Genomic DNA, 15,256 nt, shown 5'->3' with positions numbered 1-15,256 from the left:
AAGGCGGCCGCACCGTCGGCGCAGGCGTCGTCTCCAAGATCATCGAGTGATCCCGTCCGCCCGGCGGGCGGAAGCAGGACATCGCGGGGCCCCGGCAATGCCGGGGCCTTTCGCGTTCCGGCGGGTGGTCGTGCGGCATTCTAATCAGTTTTCCGCCGGTCCGGCGCCGCGCGGCAGCCGGTATCAGCGGTATCTTAAGACAATTCGTTTCAATCCTTGGGGGCTTAGCCCAGGGAGGTGCGAATGGCGCAAATCCGGTATCTGTCCATGTTCCGGCATCCGGTGGCGACCGATCTGCCGGTCAGCCTGACCCATATGGAGCCCGCGCTGTTCGGCTATGCCGATGGCACGCGCGAGGTGCTGATCGGGGGCAGCTTCACCTATGAATACCATACCGGCTATGTCCTGCCCGTCGGACTGGCCACGATCTTCACCATCCGGGAGGGCGGGCGCGACATCTACACCGTCACCGGCAGCTTCGTCGATGTCTTCGCCTTCGGCTACCGGCCCGTGCATGACAGCAGCGGCGCGGGCATGCTGCAGGTTCTGGAAACATACCTGTTCAAGGATGGCGACGAGATCACGGGCCTCGCCGCGGCCGAGCTGCTGCAGGGGTTCGGCGGCGATGACACGATCCGCGCCGAGGCGGGGGATGACACGCTGCTGGGCGGCATCGGCAGCGACCAGCTGTTCGGCGGAGCGGGTCATGACCGGCTGGAGGGCGAGCGCGGGGATGACGTCATCTCCGGCGCCCCGGGCCATGACACGCTCCTCGGCGGGGACGGCAACGACCACCTGGAGGGCGGTTTCGGCTTCGACCTGCTGAGCGGCGGGGCGGGGGACGATTTCCTGCGCGGCGGGGTCGGCGGCGACCGGATGCAGGGCGGAGACGGCGGCGATACGCTGCTGGGCGGGCTGGGCGACGACCGCCTCTGGGGCGAGGACGGAAATGACTACCTCTTCGGCTTCAACGGGCGCGACACGCTGCTGGGCGGCGCCGGGCGCGACACTTTGCGGGGCAGCACGAATGCGGATTACCTGGATGGCGGCGCGGATCACGACCGGCTCGTCGGCGGGCAGGGGGGCGACACCCTGCTGGGCGGGGATGGCAATGACCGGCTGTTCGGACGGCTGGGGCCGGACGAGCTGCGCGGCGGTCCCGGCGATGACCGGGTCTATGGCGGGTCGGGCGACGACCTCCTGCTGGCGGATGCGGGCGACGATCAGCTCGATGGCGGGCCGGGATCGGACACGCTGAGTTTCCAGCTGGCCCGCGACGGCCTGGAATTCGACCTGGCGACCGGCACCTTGCGCATGGCGGTACGGGCGCTGTTCGGCACGGACACGGTGGTGTCGATCGAGAATGTGACCGGCGGCTACGGGGCCGACACGCTTTTCGGGGATGCGGAGGCGAACCGGTTGGATGGCGGCGGCGGCGATGACCTGCTTCACGGCCGCGACGGCGATGACCGGCTGATCGGCGGGCATGGCGACGACCGGCTGGAGGGCGGTGCGGGCAACGACACGCTGGAGGTGGTCAGCGGCTTCGGGTTCGACACGCTTTCGGGCGGCGCCGGCGACGACCTGCTGATCGCCGCCGCGCTGGACCGGGTGGCCTATATGGAGGGCTATGACCAGCTGGGCGGCGGGGACGGGAACGACACGCTCTGGGGCGGGTACAATGCCCGCATGACCGGGGGCGCCGGCGCGGATGTCTTTGTCTTCAGCGCCCCGATGAACCGCGACGGCGAGGCGGCCATCACCGATTTCGAGCCGGGACACGACCGCATCGCGCTGCCCGGCCTGCCGGAGGCCGCTGTGGTGATGCCGGTTGCCGGGACGGGCCTGGTGATCGAGGCAGGCGGCGTCGCCGTCACCCTGCGCTTCGCGGCCACCCCGGAGGAAGGGGATATCGTCTTCGGCTATTGAGCCTGCCCCCCGTCAGTGGGCCGGGGCGGCGCCCCCGCCCTGGGGGGCGGGCTTCTGCAGGAACAGGACCAGGCCCGCCAGCGCCAGGAAGAGCAGGGTGAACAGCAAGAAGACGTCGATGAAGGACATCACCACGGCCTGGCCGGTCACGATCCCCTGAAGCTGGCTGATCGCCGCGCGATGGGCGTCGAGACCGTGCGCGGCATTGTTCGCTTCCAGCGCCGAGAGCGTCTGCAGCGCCTGCGGATTGGCCCAGCCGACATGCTCGGCCAGCCGCGCCCCGTGGAAGGTCTGCCGATGGCTCAGCACGGTGTTGATGACGGCCAGCCCCACCGCCCCGCCGAGGTTCCGGGTCAGGTTGAACAGGCCCGAGGCGCTTTTCAGCCGGGCGGGGGGCAGCGTGCCGAGCGCGAGGTTGTTGATCGGCACCATGCACAGCATCAGCGACACGCCGCGCAGGATCTGCGGCACCAGCAATTCGTTGAAATCCCACTCGGCGGTCAGCCCGGTCAGCTGCCAGGAACTCGCCGCGAAGCCGAGGAACCCCGCCCCCATCATGATCCGCGGATCGAGCCTGGAGGACAGCACCCCGGCCACCGGCGCGGTCAGGAACATCGCCGCCCCCGAGACGAAGACGGCCTCGCCGATCATCAGGCTGTCATATCCGCGCACCTGTCCCAGGTAGCGCGGGTAGAGATAGGTCATGCCGTAAAGCCCGGACCCCATCACGAAGGAGAACAGGGACCCCATGGCGAAATTGCGGTCGGCAAAGGCCGAGAGGTCGACCACCGGTTCGTCGCGCGTCAGCGCCCTCCAGAAGAACACCACGCCGCCCGCGCACATCAGCGCCACCGCCATGGCGACGACCTCGTCCTGCATCCAGTCATTGGAGGGGCCTTCCTCCAGGGCGAATTCCATCGCCCCCAGGAAGGCGGCCATCGCCACGAGCCCGGTCCAGTCGAACCGCCGGAACAGCGCCCAGTCGGGTTCGTCGAAATCCACCAGCGTGAAGGTCGCGAAGGCCACGCAGATGCCGGGGATCACGTTCACCAGGAACAGCCAGTGCCAGGAGAAGGCATCCGACAGATAGCCGCCGATCGTCGGGCCTACGGTCGGCGCCAGGGTCGCGATCAGCCCGATCAGCGGCGAGGTGATGGCCCGTTTCGACGGCGGGAAGATCGAGAAGGCCGCCGCGAAGACCGCGGGGATCATGCCGCCGCCGATGAATCCTTGCGCCGCGCGGTAGATGATCATCTGGTCGATATTGGACGCGGTGGCACACAGGAAACTGGTCGCCGCGAAGCCGAGCGCCGAGACACTGAAGAGGATCCGCGTCGACATCACCCGTCCCAGGAAGCCCGAAAGCGGGATCATGATGACCTCGGCGATCAGGTAGGAGGTCTGGACCCAGCTGATCTCGTCGGCGGAGGCGCCAAGCCCCGCCTGGATTTCCGACAGGGAGGCGGCGACGATCTGGATGTCGAGGATCGCCATGAACATGCCGAAGACCATCGCCACGAAGGCGAGGATGCGGCGCGTCGGGATCGGCGCCTCGGCGGGGGCGGGGGCGGCCACGGGTTCAGCTTCCGGCGCTGTCGCCGGTGCGGGTATCGACCGAAACCGTCGTGGACAGTCCGGCGCGCAGCCGCGGATCGGACTGCGCCGCGGGCGGCAGGGCGATGCGGACCGGCACGCGCTGCACGACCTTGGTAAAGTTGCCGGTGGCATTTTCCGGCGGCAGGAGCGAGAACAGCGCGCCGGTCGCGGGGGCCAGAGAATCGACCCGGCCATCGATCTCCAGATCCGGCAGCATGTCGAAGCTCAGCCGCACCGCGGCCCCGGGATGCAGCTCGTGAAGCTGGGTTTCCTTGAAATTCGCCTCCACATAGAGCGCCCCGCTGGGCACCACGGCGGCCAGAAGCGTGCCGGGGCTGACCAGCTCGCCCATCTTGCCGGCGATATTCGCCACGACCCCGTCATAGGGCGCGCGCAGGACCGTGCGGTCGAGGTCGCGCGCGGCGCGGTCCACGGCCAGGTCCAGCGACCGGGTCTGGGCCTCGGCCTCGGCATGCTGCGCCTTCAGGACGGCGACATTGGCCTCGGCAGAGCGGATGGCGGCGCGGGCATTGGCCTCCTGCGCCTCGGCCTCTTCCAGCGCGGCGGTGGCATCGTCAAGCGAGGCCTTGCTGGCGAAGCTGGAGGAATTGAGATTGCGGATCCGATCGGCGGTGGAGCGCGCATTGGTCAGCGCCGCCCGGGCCGAGCGCAGCGTGGCCTCGGCCTGGGCGACCTCGGCGCGCGCCGCCTCGGTCTGGGCCGCGATGCGCGCCAGCGTCTGGGTCTGGGTGGCGCGCTCGGCCTGGGCCTGCTCCAGCGCGTTGCGGTAGTCGCCGTCATCGATGCGGAACAGCACGTCCCCCGCCGCGACGCGCTGGTTGTCGGTGACGGCAACCTCGGTGATCGTGCCCGTCACTTCCGGCGAGATTTCGGAAATGTCCGCCTGAAGATAGGCGTCGTCGGTGGTTTCCATGAACCGCCCCTGCGTCCACCACAGGTGCCCCTCGTGCAGCCCGAACCCGAGTGCAGCAAGCAGCAGGAGCCCGAAACCCGCGCGGCGCAGCCGACGTTTGCGCGGCGGTGCCGCCGGCCGGGCGGGTCTGTCCGAGGCGGGGGGCTCCGCGGGCCGGGCGCGGTCGTCGCCGGATGTGTCGAGTGCCATGACCTGTCTTTCGCGAATAAATCGAACCGTTCGGTTCGGCGTCGAGCATTGACATGGGGGAAAGTCCCGGGCAGATCAACACCAAATCGAACCGTACGGTTCGGTATCTCGCGAATAGGTGAATTCCATGTCACAGTCCGACGAACCCGCCGCGGCGCGCCGACGGGGCAAGGCCGCGGCCGGAACGGACCCGGCCAAGCGGGCGCAGATCCTCGACGGCGCGCGAAGCGTCTTTGCCCGGCTGGGCTTCGATGCCGCCTCGATGAACGACATCACGCGCGAGGCCTCGGTGTCGAAAAGCACGATCTACGTGTATTTCGCCTCGAAGGAGGATCTGTTCGAGGCGCTGATCTCGGAAACCCGGGAGCGGCTTTTCGCCGAGGTGCGGGCCGAGCTGGACCGTCCCGGGCCGGTGGCCGAGGTGCTGCATCATTACGGGCTCCACCTGGCAGAGGTGCTGTGCTCGGAACCGGTGATCGCGGCGCATCGCACCGTGATCGGCGTGACCGAGCGCAAGCCCGAGCTGGGCCGGCGGTTCTATGACGGCGGGGCCCGCCGCGGCATGGAGGCGATGCGCGGATATCTTCAGCAGCAGGTCGCGGCCGGCATGCTGGATATTCCCGATACCTGCCTGGCGGCCTATCAGTTCATCGATCTCTGCCTGGCCGGTCTGTTCCGGCGCCGTCTGCTGGCGCATCTGGAAGAGCCCCCCGCCGCGGAGGAGCTGGACAAGGTCGTCTCGGCGGCGGTGACGATGTTCCTGCGCTGCTATGGCAGATCGCCCGGCGCCGACAGCTGAGCCGCCAGCCCCGAGAGGATCCCGGCCAGTTCGCGGTACTCGGCGCCGCGCGGGCTGGATCTGCGCCAGGCCAGGGCCACGGTGCGCGTGCGCTGGGGGCCGGCAAAGCTGCGCACCGTGACGCGGTCATGCCTTGCCTCGCTGGTGGCCGCCATCTCGGGGATCAGCGTCACGCCCAGCCCGTGCGCGACCATTTCCACCAGGGTCGACAGGCTGGATGCGGCCAGCGTGTCGACCTCGTCTGCCACGCTCAGCCCGCAGGCGGCCAGGGCGTGATCGCGGAAGCAATGGCCCTCTTCCAGCAGCAGCAGGGGATGGCGGGCCAGGACCTGCTCGTCGGAGACCTGCGGCTGCGTGCCGGGGGGCGCGATCAGCATGAACCGCTCGGAAAAGACCGGCAGCGTCTCGATCTCCGGATGCACCAGGGGCAGCGCCGCGATCACCAGGTCCAGCGTGCCCTGGGCCAGTTCCGACAACAGCGTCTGCGTCACCGTCTCGCGCAGCTTGAGCTCCGAGGCAGGGAAACGCACCGCCACCTCCTGCAGCAGCGCGGGAAGGAGATAGGGGGCGACGGTCGGGATCACGCCCAGCCGCAGCGGTCCCGCAAGCCCGCCGGAATGCAGCCCGGCCGCTTCCACGAGGTCCCGCACGGCCTGTCCTATATCGCCCGCGCGACGGGCGACTTCCTGCCCGGGCGCGGTCAGCGTGACGCCCCGCGGCCGCCGCTCCACCAGGGTGACGCCCAGCTGGGACTCGAGCTCGGCAATCTGCATCGACAGCGCCGGCTGCGTGACATGGCAGAGCGCGGCGGCGCGGCCGAAATGGCCGGTGCGGGCGAGGGCCTCGAAATAGGAAAGCTGCTTGAGCGTGACATGTGCCATCAGTCGATTTTATCGAAGATGCCGCAAGCCGCAAATAAATCTTTCCTGAATCGTGGCCGTCGGTTCCTTTGCGACGCGCGGAAACCGGCGGGGCGGCCGAGGTGGCGCCACGGGGCGCGGATCCGCGACGGCGTGCCTAGCGGAGAATGCATGCCGGGGAGGGCGGCGGGCGGTCCTCCTGCCCGCGATGCCTCCCCGCTCCGGCGTCCCGGTCACCGCTCCGGCCAGGGCTCCGGCTGACGGGTATAGGGCAGGTAGAGCGGATGCCTGGGATGCCCGGCCTTCGACAGGCCCAGGTGATAGGGCATGACGCCGGCCGCGCGGATCAGCCGCTCCACGGTCGGGCCGCGATCCAGAAAGGCGCCATGCGTGCCCCAGGCACAGATCACGCGATCCGCCCAGTGGCAGGCCTCGGCGATGGCGGCGTCGTTTTCGGGGCCGACCGGTTCGGGTGCCGCCCGCATCGCGCGCGGATCGGTATCGCGCCAGGCAAAGATGTTGGCGACGCGGAATGCGCCGAACCCCAGCGTGCGGGCCCGCCTTTCGCAGCGTTCGACCGTCGGGTCGTTCTGGGTCTCGGTCGCGGTGGAGGGATTCAGCATGACGAAGGCCGCCTTCGTCCCGGCCGGATCCCAGACCCGGGTCAGGGCATAGCGGTAGCGTTCGCAGGGGGAATAGACGGCGACAGACGCGGCGTCGCCCTTCTGATGGGTGCGGGTGATCATGGCGGGGATGTGCGGGATTGCCGGGCCGGGTGCAAGCCCGCCTTCATCTTCCTTCAACCCCCGGCAGGTAACGCTGGCGCCCGGAGGTCCCATGATGAAACCCGCTCAGATCATCGTTATCGGGCTCGGCCAGGCCGTGCTGGCCGCCGTCTCAGCCGCGATGGCCGCCTTTGTCACGGTCCTGCTGCTGGCAGGGGGGCCTGCGCTGCGGTCGATGGCGACGGAGCTGCCCGCCGAGGCGCGGGATCCCGTCATGCCGGGCTGCGTGACCGCCGCCGATCCGGCCGCGCAGCCGCCCCCCGCGGACCCTGCCGGTGCGGTGGTGCTTCGGGCGCGGCCGCTGGACCTCGGGGCCCGGGGGCCGTTCATTCCCCCAGGTTGAAGACCCGGCTGGGATGCAGCATGCCGGCCTTGTAGATGCCGACCGCGACCGGACGCCCCTGGTGTTCGGCCCAGGCCTCTTCGCCGAATTCGGCCTCCGAGGACAGGACCTCGCCGGGATTGCCGTTGGACAGGCGCGCCGCGCCATGGGCGGAAACCACGACCTTGGGCAGGTCGGTCAGCCCTGCCTCCAGCGGAAGCAGCAGCCGGTCCAGTGCCGGATCCTTCGCGCCTTCCTCGATCTCGGCCAGGCTGACCCCGTCTTCCCCGGCCTCGAAGGGGCCGGACCAGATCCGCCGCAGCCAGGCGACATGGCCATGGCAGCCCAGCGTCTCGCCGAGGTCGCGGGCGATGGCGCGGACATAGCCGCCCTTGCCGCAGACCATTTCCAGCTCCACGTGATCCGCGTCGGGCCGGGCGATCAGGTCCAGGCTTTCGACGAAGAGCGGCCGCGCCGAAAGCTGCGGGTCGTCGCCGTCCCGGGCCAGCGCATAGGCGCGTTCGCCATCGATCTTCACGGCCGAGAATTTCGGCGGCACCTGCATGATGTCCCCGGTGAAACCGGCCAGCGCGGCGGCGATCGCGTCATCGGCAGGACGATGGGGCGCCTCGGCGATCACCTCGCCCTCGGCATCGTCGGTATTCGTCGCCTGGCCCAGCCGCACCATGAACCGATAGCATTTGAGCGCGTCGGTGATGAAGGGCACGGTCTTGGTCGCCTCGCCGAGCGCGATCGCCAGGACGCCGGTCGCCGCCGGATCCAGCGTACCCGCATGGCCCGCCTTTTTCGCGTCGAAGGCCCAGCGGACCTTGTTCACCACCGCGGTGGAGGTCAGCCCGGCGGGCTTGTCCACGACCAGCCAGCCGTGAACCTCGCGCCCCTTGCGCCTGCGTGCCATGTCAGTCGTCCCGATCGGTTTCGTCTTCCGCGCCGTCCTCGAGATCGCGGCGCACGTCATCCTGCGAGAACAGGCGGCGGGTCTCGTCCATCCGGTCGAAGGTCTCGTCCAGGCGGAAGCGCAGCTCGGGCGCGAATTTCAGCTTCACCGCCTTGCCGACGGCACGGCGCAATTCGCTGCGGTTGCGGTTCAGCGCCGCCAGCGCCTCTTCCTCCTGGCGTCCGCCGAGGGGCATCACATAGGCCGTGGCGACCTTCAGGTCGGGGGAGGCGCGCACCTCGCCCACGGTGATCGACAGGCGGTTCAGCTCGGGGTCGTGGATGTCGCCCCGGCTGAGCAGCTCGGACAGGGTCCGGCGGATCAGTTCGCCCACGCGCAGCTGCCGCTGCGACGGGCCGGAAAACGTGTCGTGATGCTTGTGGCGTGCCATGGCGGGCATGTAAGGCATCGGCGGTGGGGCCGCAACAGGACTCTGGAAAGAATGTCGCAGGCGGCCGGGACGCGGAGCGGAAGGACAGGAAGATGACGGATCTGCCGGGAATTGTGATCACGGGCGCCGCAGGCCGGATGGGCCGGATGCTGGTGCAGACGGTGGCCGAAAGCGACCGCGCGCGGCTGGCGGGGGCGGTTCTGCGGCCCGGCCATCCCTGGATCGGGCAGGATATCGGCACGGCGATGGGCGGCCCGGCGCTCGGGGTGAGCGCGACCGACGATCTGGTCGGCGCGATGGCGGGCGCGCAGGCGGTGATCGACTTCACCACCCCGGAGGCGACGCGCGAGGTGGCCGAGATCGCCGCCCAGGCGCGCGCCGTCCATGTCATCGGCACCACCGGTCTGGAACCGGAGGACCTGAACAGGATCGCGGCGGCGGCGCGCCACGCGGTCGTGGTGCGGGCGGGCAACATGAGCCTGGGCGTCAACCTGCTGACGGGGCTGACCCGCCGCGTGGCCGCCGCGCTGGGGGCGGGCTGGGACATCGAGGTGGTCGAGGCGCATCACCGCCACAAGGTCGACGCGCCCTCCGGCACGGCCCTGATGCTGGGCGAGGCGGCCGCGGCCGGGCGCGGCCGCGCGCTGGCCGATCTGCAGGATATGGATCGGATGCAGCGCCGGGGCGCGCGCGAGGAGGGGGCGATCGGCTTCTCGGCGATCCGCGGAGGCGATGTGGTCGGCGAGCATGACGTGATCTTCGCCGCCCCGGGCGAACGGGTCGTGCTGCGCCACCTGGCGACCGACCGCGGGATCTTTGCCCGTGGCGCGCTGGCAGCGGCGCTGTGGGGCCAGGACCGCGACCCGGGCGAATACGACATGATGGACGTGCTGGGACTGGACTAGATCCGCCCGCCCGCGGACAGGGCCGCGACCCAGGCGGTCTGTAAAATTGTCATGGGAAACCCGGGCGTTTTCCCGCCCCGCCCGGGGGCCGGCTCAGGGAGCGGTAAGGTTTTGGCGGCTAGGTTGGCGCAGCGCGGAAATGCGAGGTGCCTGATGAACCTGGAATGCACGACCCATCCCTTCGGCCTGCTCATCGCAGTGGGCGAATCCCGGATCGACGCCGCGGTGGCGATCCAGTTCAAGGACCGGATGCGGGACCTGACCGGTGGAACCGCCGGGCGCATCCTGCTGGATCTGTCGCGGGTCGATTTCGTCGACAGCAGCGGCCTCGGGGCGATCGTGGCGGCGCTCAAGCAGCTCGATGCCGATCAGAAGCTCGAACTGGCGGGACTGACCCCGAACGTGGCCAAGGTGTTCCGCCTGACCCGGATGGACAAGGTCTTCCCGATCCATGCCTCGGTGGCGGAGGCGGCCGGGCCTCATGCCAATGCCTCCTGACGCCGCCTGCCTGAAAGCGCGCGCAATGACCGGCGATCCCGTCCTGCGCCTGACCCTGCCTGCGGAGCCGGACGCCGTGCGCGACGCGCTGCTGCGGCTGGCACGCGACCTTCCCGCCATGGGGGTCCGGGCCGAGTCCCTGGGGACGGTGGAACTGGTGCTGGCGGAACTGCTCAACAACATCGTGGAACACGCCTATTCCGCCGGGCCGCGCGGCGAGATCGAACTGGAACTGGAGCGGCGGCGCAGCCGGTTGATCTGTACGATAGTCGATCGCGGACGCCCCATGCCGGGCGGTGCCCTGCCGCCGCGCAGGGATCTGCCCGTCTTTGCGGATCGCAGGGACCTGCCCGAAGGGGGATTCGGCTGGTTCCTGATCCATGAGCTGGTCGAGGACCTGAGCTATTCGCGTCGCAACGGCATGAACGTGGTCCGCGTGGGACTGTCCCTGGGCTGATTGCGACCCCCTGACACCGCGGCCCTGTCACCGCCGCGCATGGTGGAGACCTGAACGTGAAGAAGTTCCACTTTCCCGGGCGATCGCCCGCATTGGCCACGAACGGCATGTGCGCGTCGCCCCATCCCCTGGCAACGCAGGCGGCGATCGGCATGCTGGATGCGGGCGGCAATGCCGTCGACGCCGCCGTCGCGGCGGCGGCCGTGCTGGCCGTGGTCACCCCGCATCTCTCCGGGCTGGGGGGCGACTGTGTCGCCCTTGTGTCGCTTGCGGGCCCCGGCGGGGAGGTGATTTCGCTGGACGGAACCGGGCGTGCCCCGGCAGGGCTCTCGGCGCAGGCGCTGCGCGAGGCCGGGCACCGGCGGATGCCACGGGACGGGGCGCATGCGGTGACGGTGCCCGGCGCCGTTGCGGCCTGGTGCCATATGCATGAGCATTGGGGACGGCTGGACCTGGCCCATGTGCTTGCCCCGGCGATCCGGCATGGCGAGGGGGGCGTTCCATTGGCGCCGCGCGTGGCCCTGGATTGGTCCCTGGGTCTCGACCATCTGGCCCCCGAGGGGCGGGCGGCCTTCCTCCCCGGCGCCATCACGCCGGAGCCCGGGCGCGTGCATGCCGCGCCCGGGCTGGCGGAGGTCTTGCGCCGGATCGCGTCCGGGGGGGCTGCGGGGTTCTACCGGGGCGAGGTCGCCGAGGACATGGTGGCGACGCTGGCAGGGGCGGGCGGGAGCCACGTGGCCCAGGATTTCGCCGAGGCACGGGCCATTCCGTCCCGGCCCGAACGGACGGGACATGGCGATCTGTGCCTGCTGGAGCCCGCGCCCAACGGCCAGGCCGCCACGACCCTTCTGCTGGCGAATATCCTGGATCGCTTCGACATTTCCGGCAACCATCCCCTGGATCCCTGGCGAACCCACCTGGAGATAGAGGTCACGCGGCACGCCTTCGACACCCGCGACCGCGCCTTGGCGCGGCCCGATCAGACAGGTCAGGCGGCCGGGCTGCTGTCCCGGGATCTGGCGCAGATGCTGGCGGATCTGATCGATGACAGGGAAACCGGGCCCGGCGTGCCCGCCCCCATGGGGGCGGAGCATCGCGATACGGCCAGCCTCTGCATTGTCGATCGCGATCTGATCTCCGTGACCATGGTCCTGTCGAATTTCCGCAGTTTCGGATCGGGGCTGGTCTCGCGGGAATTCGGCATCCTGCTGAACAGCCGCGCGGCGGCGTTCAACCTGGAGCCGGGGCATCCCGACGAAGCAGCCGGGGGGCGCGCGCCGCGGCGGGCCGATGTGCCGGTGATGATCCGCGAGCCCGGGCGCGGCATGACGCTCCTGGCGGCGGGCGGCGGGGATTTCCAGCCGGTCGGCCATGCCCGGATCCTCGGCAACCTGGCCGAATATGGCATGCCGCTGCAGAAGGCCGTCGATTCCCCGCGCTGCTTCTGGGACAATGGCGAGGTGGTCATGGAAAAGAGCTATACCCCCGCCGTCGCGCATGAGCTGCGTTTCATGGGGCACGAGGTCACGATCTCGGACATGCCGCTGGGCGGAGCGCAGGCCATCCGGATCGATCTGGAAACCGGCGTGTTCGAGGGCGCATCGGATCCGCGCCAGGATGGCTGCGCCCTGGGGCTCTAGCCTTCGCGCCGCTCAGTTCAGCGCGGCGTGCAGCTCGTAGGCGCCATCGCTGAAATCGCCGAACATCTCCATCACGTCCGGGTGATCCACCGGTTCGCCGCTGTGATCCGGCTCCAGGTTCTGTTCGGATACATAGGCGACGTAATAGCTCTGCTCGTTCTCGGCGAGCAGGTGGTAGAAGGGCTGATCCCGCGACGGCCGGCTGTCCTCGGGGATTGCGTCGTACCATTCCTCGGTATTCGAAAAGATCGCATCGACATCGAAAATGACGCCGCGGAACGGATGGTTGCGGTGGCGCACCACCTGGCCCAGCCCGTACTTGGCCTGAGTTTTCAGCATGACCTTGCACCCCGTTACGACATAGAACCGGTCCGCATGGCGGATTCGAGACCGCCTCTTGTCACATTTTCGCCGCGGAGACCAGAGCAGGTGGACCTCTTCCTGAAGGTAGCAGAGGCCGTGACGCCGGTGATCGTACTGGCGGCGGCCGGAATCATATGGGTTCGTTCGGGCCTGGAATACAGCGTGCAGTTCGTCACCCGGCTGACCATGTCGCTGGGCATGCCCTGCCTGGTCTTCGTCGCGCTGATGCGCACCGAGATCGACCCGACCCAGATCCGGGCGCTCGGCCTGGCCTCGGCGGCGGGATACGGGATCCTGACCCTGGGCGCCGCAGGGCTTCTGGCGCTGGCCGGGCTGAGCCAGCGCACCTATCTGGGCCCGGCCGTCTTCGGCAATACCGGCAATCTGGGCCTGCCGCTTGCGCTGTTCGCCTTCGGACCGACGGGGTTCGACTACGCGATCGTCGTCTTCGCGGTGATGGTCCTGTGGTCCTTCACCTTCGGGATCTGGATCGTGGCCGGGGGCGGGGGGGTGGGCCCCCTGCTGCGCGAGCCCATCGTCGGGGCAACCCTTCTGGGGCTCCTGTTCCTGTGGCAGGGCTGGCATCTTCCCGCGGCCATGACAAACACGCTGGAGCTGACGGGGCAGATGGCGATTCCGCTGATGCTGCTGACGCTGGGTGTCGCCGTGGCGCGGCTGCGCCCGGGGGGCATTGCGCTGGCGGCGCTGATCTCGGCGCTGAAACTGGTCGCCTGCATCGCCACCGGCTGGGCCGTCGGGTCCCTGGCCGGGCTGGCCCCCGAGGCGCGGGCGGTGCTGGTCCTGCAGCTTTCCACGCCGATCGCGGTGACCTCCTACATGCTGGCGGAGAAATACGGCGCCGATGCGCAGGCCGTGGCGGGGCTGGTGGTGGTGTCGACCGCGATGTCGCTCGTGGCGCTGCCGCTGCTGCTGGCGCTCCTGCTCTGAGCGCCCGTCTGCGCAGGGCGCAGGATTTGCGTTCCCGCCGCCGAAAAACTGCGATATGCTCGGCGCAAAGAAAGCAAGAAAGAAACACGAGGCAGAGATGAGCAGTCGTCTGATCGCGCTCGGGTTGTGTCTGGGACTTGCGGCCTGCGGAGGCAAGGCGCCGCCGCGGAATCTGGACAATGCCTGCAGCATCGTCAGCCAGCGGTCCGATATCTACCGGGCCATGAAGAAAACCGAACGGAAATGGGGCGTTCCCGTCTATGTGCAGATGGCGACGATCCATCAGGAAAGCCGCTTCAAGGATGATGCGCGCACGCCCTTCCAATGGGGGCTGGGCGTCATCCCCCTGGGCCGGGCCTCTTCGGCCTATGGCTATGCGCAGGCCATCGATTCGACCTGGAACGAGTACCGCAAGGGGCCGGGCCGCAGCCGGGCCAGCCGTACCAATATCCACGACGCGACGGATTTCATCGGCTGGTACATGGATGCCAGCTGGCGCACGCTGGGCATTCCCAAGACCGATGCCCGGCGCCAGTACCTGGCCTATCACGAGGGCCGCGGCGGCTATGCGCGGGGCAGCTACAATTCCAAGCCCTGGCTTCTGAGCGTGGCCTCCAGCGTCGAGAGCCGTGCCTATGCGTATCGGCAGCAACTGGGCGCCTGCGGCCGCTGACCGCACCGCCCATGCGCCGGAAACCTGGCGCATGGGCGGATGCGTATTGTCCTCGGCCCTGCGCTTCTGTAAACGGTGACGACGCGGCCGCGCAGGCCGCAGGATGGCACGCCATCCAGGCCCCTATAGCTCAGCTGGTAGAGCAACTGATTTGTAATCAGTGGGTCCGCGGTTCGAGTCCGTGTGGGGGCACCAAATTTTCTCGCAAATACAAGGTGATATCCATGGGGTGCGTGGCTGCCGTGGTGAGGTCGAGTGGTTTTTCCGGACTATTTCCGGACAGCTGCGAAGGGAACTCGCCTAGGTCCGCCACCCTTTGGCCAGCGGCCCAAGGTTTGTGAGTGGCAGCGACAAGCGCTGCCCTCCTTGCCTAGCTCAGCTGTTCTTGGGCGACACCAGGCGTTCAACCCGGAATCGGTCCGCGTCAGCTAGATACTGCTGCCAACGTGTCGGCGCTCCCTCTGCATCCTCGACGCGTTGCCAATCCTCGACCTGGGCGCTGACGGCCATGGCTGCAATTACTTGAGCGAAGGCCGACGGGTCGGTCTGCTTGGTCATCAGTTGCATCGCGTCCTGCAAGTACAGCGCGAATGTGTCGAGGTCTGACACCGTCTCCTCATCGTCAAAGTCGAGAGGCGGTCGGGCGTCGAACATGAGGGCGTTCACGATGAAGAACGCCAGCGGGTAGTTCCAGTCAGCGTCGTCCCCGGCATCCTCTTCGGAGTTGTCGGTCGGCGGATCCATGTTCACGCCGGTCAGGACCTTTATCGCTGCCACCTCCTCTGGGGTAAGGTCGCGCGTGCTGAGGTAGACCTCCGAGTTGAAGCCATCCTCGGCGTCGAAGTGGGTCGTCATGTCTTGTAGCTTTGTCGTGCCGCCGGACCGGGCGGTTCGGGGCAAGGCTGAAGCTGCCATTGCCGGAAGCTCTAAGGTCCTTCGGACTGCGCGTGCGGCGCGTGGGCTGGGGGCGGCGGACCACGCGGATGCAGAGCCTGCTCCGTCATCTCGC

Annotated in this window: 17 protein-coding genes and 1 tRNA gene; 10 read left to right on the top strand and 8 right to left on the bottom strand. The window is 68.8% G+C overall.

Annotated features, from left to right (window positions below; translation table 11 throughout):
* Positions 1-243 precede the first annotated feature (243 nt).
* Positions 244-1,929: a calcium-binding protein gene (locus tag ICN82_RS19320; protein ID WP_193186356.1), complete on the top strand. Its 1,686-nt coding sequence runs from the start codon at positions 244-246 to the stop codon at positions 1,927-1,929.
* Positions 1,930-1,941: 12 nt separating this feature from the next.
* Here the strand turns inward: ICN82_RS19320 and ICN82_RS19315 are convergent, their stop codons facing one another.
* Positions 1,942-3,504: a DHA2 family efflux MFS transporter permease subunit gene (locus ICN82_RS19315; RefSeq protein ID WP_330999035.1), complete on the bottom strand. Its 1,563-nt coding sequence runs from the start codon at positions 3,502-3,504 to the stop codon at positions 1,942-1,944.
* A gap of 4 nt (positions 3,505-3,508) precedes the next feature.
* Complete coding sequence (locus ICN82_RS21405) at positions 3,509-4,648, bottom strand: HlyD family secretion protein (RefSeq protein ID WP_226898614.1); 1,140 nt, start codon at positions 4,646-4,648, stop codon at positions 3,509-3,511.
* 127 nt (positions 4,649-4,775) lie between these two features.
* Here ICN82_RS21405 and ICN82_RS19310 point away from each other — a divergent pair, with 127 nt between their 5' ends.
* Entirely contained in the window at positions 4,776-5,447 is a 672-nt protein-coding gene (locus ICN82_RS19310; protein ID WP_193186350.1) for a TetR/AcrR family transcriptional regulator, read from the top strand.
* On the opposite strand, the gene ICN82_RS19305 is transcribed toward ICN82_RS19310, so the two are convergent.
* Together ICN82_RS19305 and ICN82_RS19300 are read right to left on the bottom strand one after the other, a co-directional pair.
* Positions 5,417-6,328, bottom strand: a complete 912-nt coding sequence (locus ICN82_RS19305) for a hydrogen peroxide-inducible genes activator (RefSeq protein WP_193186347.1) — start codon at positions 6,326-6,328, stop codon at positions 5,417-5,419. The genes ICN82_RS19310 and ICN82_RS19305 overlap by 31 nt on opposite strands.
* 212 nt (positions 6,329-6,540) lie before the next feature.
* Positions 6,541-7,053, bottom strand: a complete 513-nt coding sequence (locus ICN82_RS19300) for a DUF1643 domain-containing protein (RefSeq protein ID WP_193186344.1) — start codon at positions 7,051-7,053, stop codon at positions 6,541-6,543.
* A 91-nt stretch (positions 7,054-7,144) separates the two neighbouring features.
* Here ICN82_RS19300 and ICN82_RS19295 point away from each other — a divergent pair, with 91 nt between their 5' ends.
* A complete protein-coding gene (locus ICN82_RS19295) occupies positions 7,145-7,435 on the top strand; it encodes a hypothetical protein (protein WP_193186341.1) in 291 nt (96 codons plus the stop codon).
* On the opposite strand, the gene truB is transcribed toward ICN82_RS19295, so the two are convergent.
* Together truB and rbfA are read right to left on the bottom strand one after the other, a co-directional pair.
* Positions 7,419-8,333, bottom strand: coding sequence for a tRNA pseudouridine(55) synthase TruB (truB, locus tag ICN82_RS19290; protein WP_193186338.1), 915 nt, complete (start codon positions 8,331-8,333; stop codon positions 7,419-7,421). The genes ICN82_RS19295 and truB overlap by 17 nt on opposite strands.
* A gap of 1 nt (position 8,334) precedes the next feature.
* On the bottom strand, positions 8,335-8,763 hold the full coding sequence (rbfA, locus tag ICN82_RS19285; protein WP_193186359.1) for a 30S ribosome-binding factor RbfA: 429 nt from the start codon (positions 8,761-8,763) through the stop codon (positions 8,335-8,337).
* A 92-nt stretch (positions 8,764-8,855) separates the two neighbouring features.
* Here rbfA and dapB point away from each other — a divergent pair, with 92 nt between their 5' ends.
* From dapB to ICN82_RS19265, 4 genes are all read left to right on the top strand, one after another.
* A complete protein-coding gene (dapB, locus tag ICN82_RS19280; RefSeq protein WP_193186335.1) occupies positions 8,856-9,668 on the top strand; it encodes a 4-hydroxy-tetrahydrodipicolinate reductase in 813 nt (270 codons plus the stop codon).
* 153 nt (positions 9,669-9,821) lie between these two features.
* Positions 9,822-10,166, top strand: a complete 345-nt coding sequence (locus ICN82_RS19275) for an STAS domain-containing protein (protein WP_193186333.1) — start codon at positions 9,822-9,824, stop codon at positions 10,164-10,166.
* A gap of 25 nt (positions 10,167-10,191) precedes the next feature.
* Positions 10,192-10,623, top strand: coding sequence for an ATP-binding protein (locus ICN82_RS19270; protein ID WP_193186330.1), 432 nt, complete (start codon positions 10,192-10,194; stop codon positions 10,621-10,623).
* 56 nt (positions 10,624-10,679) lie between these two features.
* On the top strand, positions 10,680-12,263 hold the full coding sequence (locus ICN82_RS19265; RefSeq protein WP_193186328.1) for a gamma-glutamyltransferase family protein: 1,584 nt from the start codon (positions 10,680-10,682) through the stop codon (positions 12,261-12,263).
* 12 nt (positions 12,264-12,275) lie between these two features.
* Here the strand turns inward: ICN82_RS19265 and hspQ are convergent, their stop codons facing one another.
* Positions 12,276-12,602, bottom strand: a complete 327-nt coding sequence (gene hspQ / locus ICN82_RS19260; protein ID WP_193186325.1) for a heat shock protein HspQ — start codon at positions 12,600-12,602, stop codon at positions 12,276-12,278.
* Positions 12,603-12,692: 90 nt separating this feature from the next.
* Here hspQ and ICN82_RS19255 point away from each other — a divergent pair, with 90 nt between their 5' ends.
* The 3 genes from ICN82_RS19255 (at position 12,693) to ICN82_RS19245 (ending at position 14,442) form a co-directional block, all read left to right on the top strand.
* Positions 12,693-13,574, top strand: coding sequence for an AEC family transporter (locus ICN82_RS19255; protein WP_193186322.1), 882 nt, complete (start codon positions 12,693-12,695; stop codon positions 13,572-13,574).
* A 97-nt stretch (positions 13,575-13,671) separates the two neighbouring features.
* Entirely contained in the window at positions 13,672-14,247 is a 576-nt protein-coding gene (locus ICN82_RS19250; RefSeq protein ID WP_193186319.1) for a transglycosylase SLT domain-containing protein, read from the top strand.
* Positions 14,248-14,366: 119 nt separating this feature from the next.
* Positions 14,367-14,442, top strand: a tRNA-Thr gene (locus ICN82_RS19245).
* A 180-nt stretch (positions 14,443-14,622) separates the two neighbouring features.
* Here ICN82_RS19245 and ICN82_RS19240 read toward each other — a convergent pair.
* Positions 14,623-15,102 (bottom strand): hypothetical protein, encoded by a 480-nt coding sequence (locus ICN82_RS19240; protein ID WP_193186316.1) that lies wholly within the window; start codon positions 15,100-15,102, stop codon positions 14,623-14,625.
* Positions 15,103-15,256 lie beyond the last annotated feature (154 nt).

Source organism: Mangrovicoccus algicola (genome assembly GCF_014903745.1).
GTDB classification, from domain to species: Bacteria; Pseudomonadota; Alphaproteobacteria; order Rhodobacterales; family Rhodobacteraceae; genus Mangrovicoccus; species Mangrovicoccus algicola.
Note: the sequence above shows the minus strand (reverse complement) of the source record. Positions and strands in the feature narration are given on the sequence as shown.

Coding starts and splice junctions, on each gene's coding strand:
- ICN82_RS19320 (WP_193186356.1), top strand. CDS start 244: ATGGCGCAAATCCGGTATCTGTCCATGTTCCGGCATCCGGTGGCGACC.
- ICN82_RS21405 (WP_226898614.1), bottom strand. CDS start 4,648: ATGGCACTCGACACATCCGGCGACGACCGCGCCCGGCCCGCGGAGCCC.
- ICN82_RS19310 (WP_193186350.1), top strand. CDS start 4,776: ATGTCACAGTCCGACGAACCCGCCGCGGCGCGCCGACGGGGCAAGGCC.
- ICN82_RS19305 (WP_193186347.1), bottom strand. CDS start 6,328: ATGGCACATGTCACGCTCAAGCAGCTTTCCTATTTCGAGGCCCTCGCC.
- ICN82_RS19300 (WP_193186344.1), bottom strand. CDS start 7,053: ATGATCACCCGCACCCATCAGAAGGGCGACGCCGCGTCTGTCGCCGTC.
- ICN82_RS19295 (WP_193186341.1), top strand. CDS start 7,145: ATGATGAAACCCGCTCAGATCATCGTTATCGGGCTCGGCCAGGCCGTG.
- truB (WP_193186338.1), bottom strand. CDS start 8,333: ATGGCACGCAGGCGCAAGGGGCGCGAGGTTCACGGCTGGCTGGTCGTG.
- rbfA (WP_193186359.1), bottom strand. CDS start 8,763: ATGGCACGCCACAAGCATCACGACACGTTTTCCGGCCCGTCGCAGCGG.
- dapB (WP_193186335.1), top strand. CDS start 8,856: ATGACGGATCTGCCGGGAATTGTGATCACGGGCGCCGCAGGCCGGATG.
- ICN82_RS19275 (WP_193186333.1), top strand. CDS start 9,822: ATGAACCTGGAATGCACGACCCATCCCTTCGGCCTGCTCATCGCAGTG.
- ICN82_RS19270 (WP_193186330.1), top strand. CDS start 10,192: ATGACCGGCGATCCCGTCCTGCGCCTGACCCTGCCTGCGGAGCCGGAC.
- hspQ (WP_193186325.1), bottom strand. CDS start 12,602: ATGCTGAAAACTCAGGCCAAGTACGGGCTGGGCCAGGTGGTGCGCCAC.
- ICN82_RS19250 (WP_193186319.1), top strand. CDS start 13,672: ATGAGCAGTCGTCTGATCGCGCTCGGGTTGTGTCTGGGACTTGCGGCC.
- ICN82_RS19240 (WP_193186316.1), bottom strand. CDS start 15,102: ATGACGACCCACTTCGACGCCGAGGATGGCTTCAACTCGGAGGTCTAC.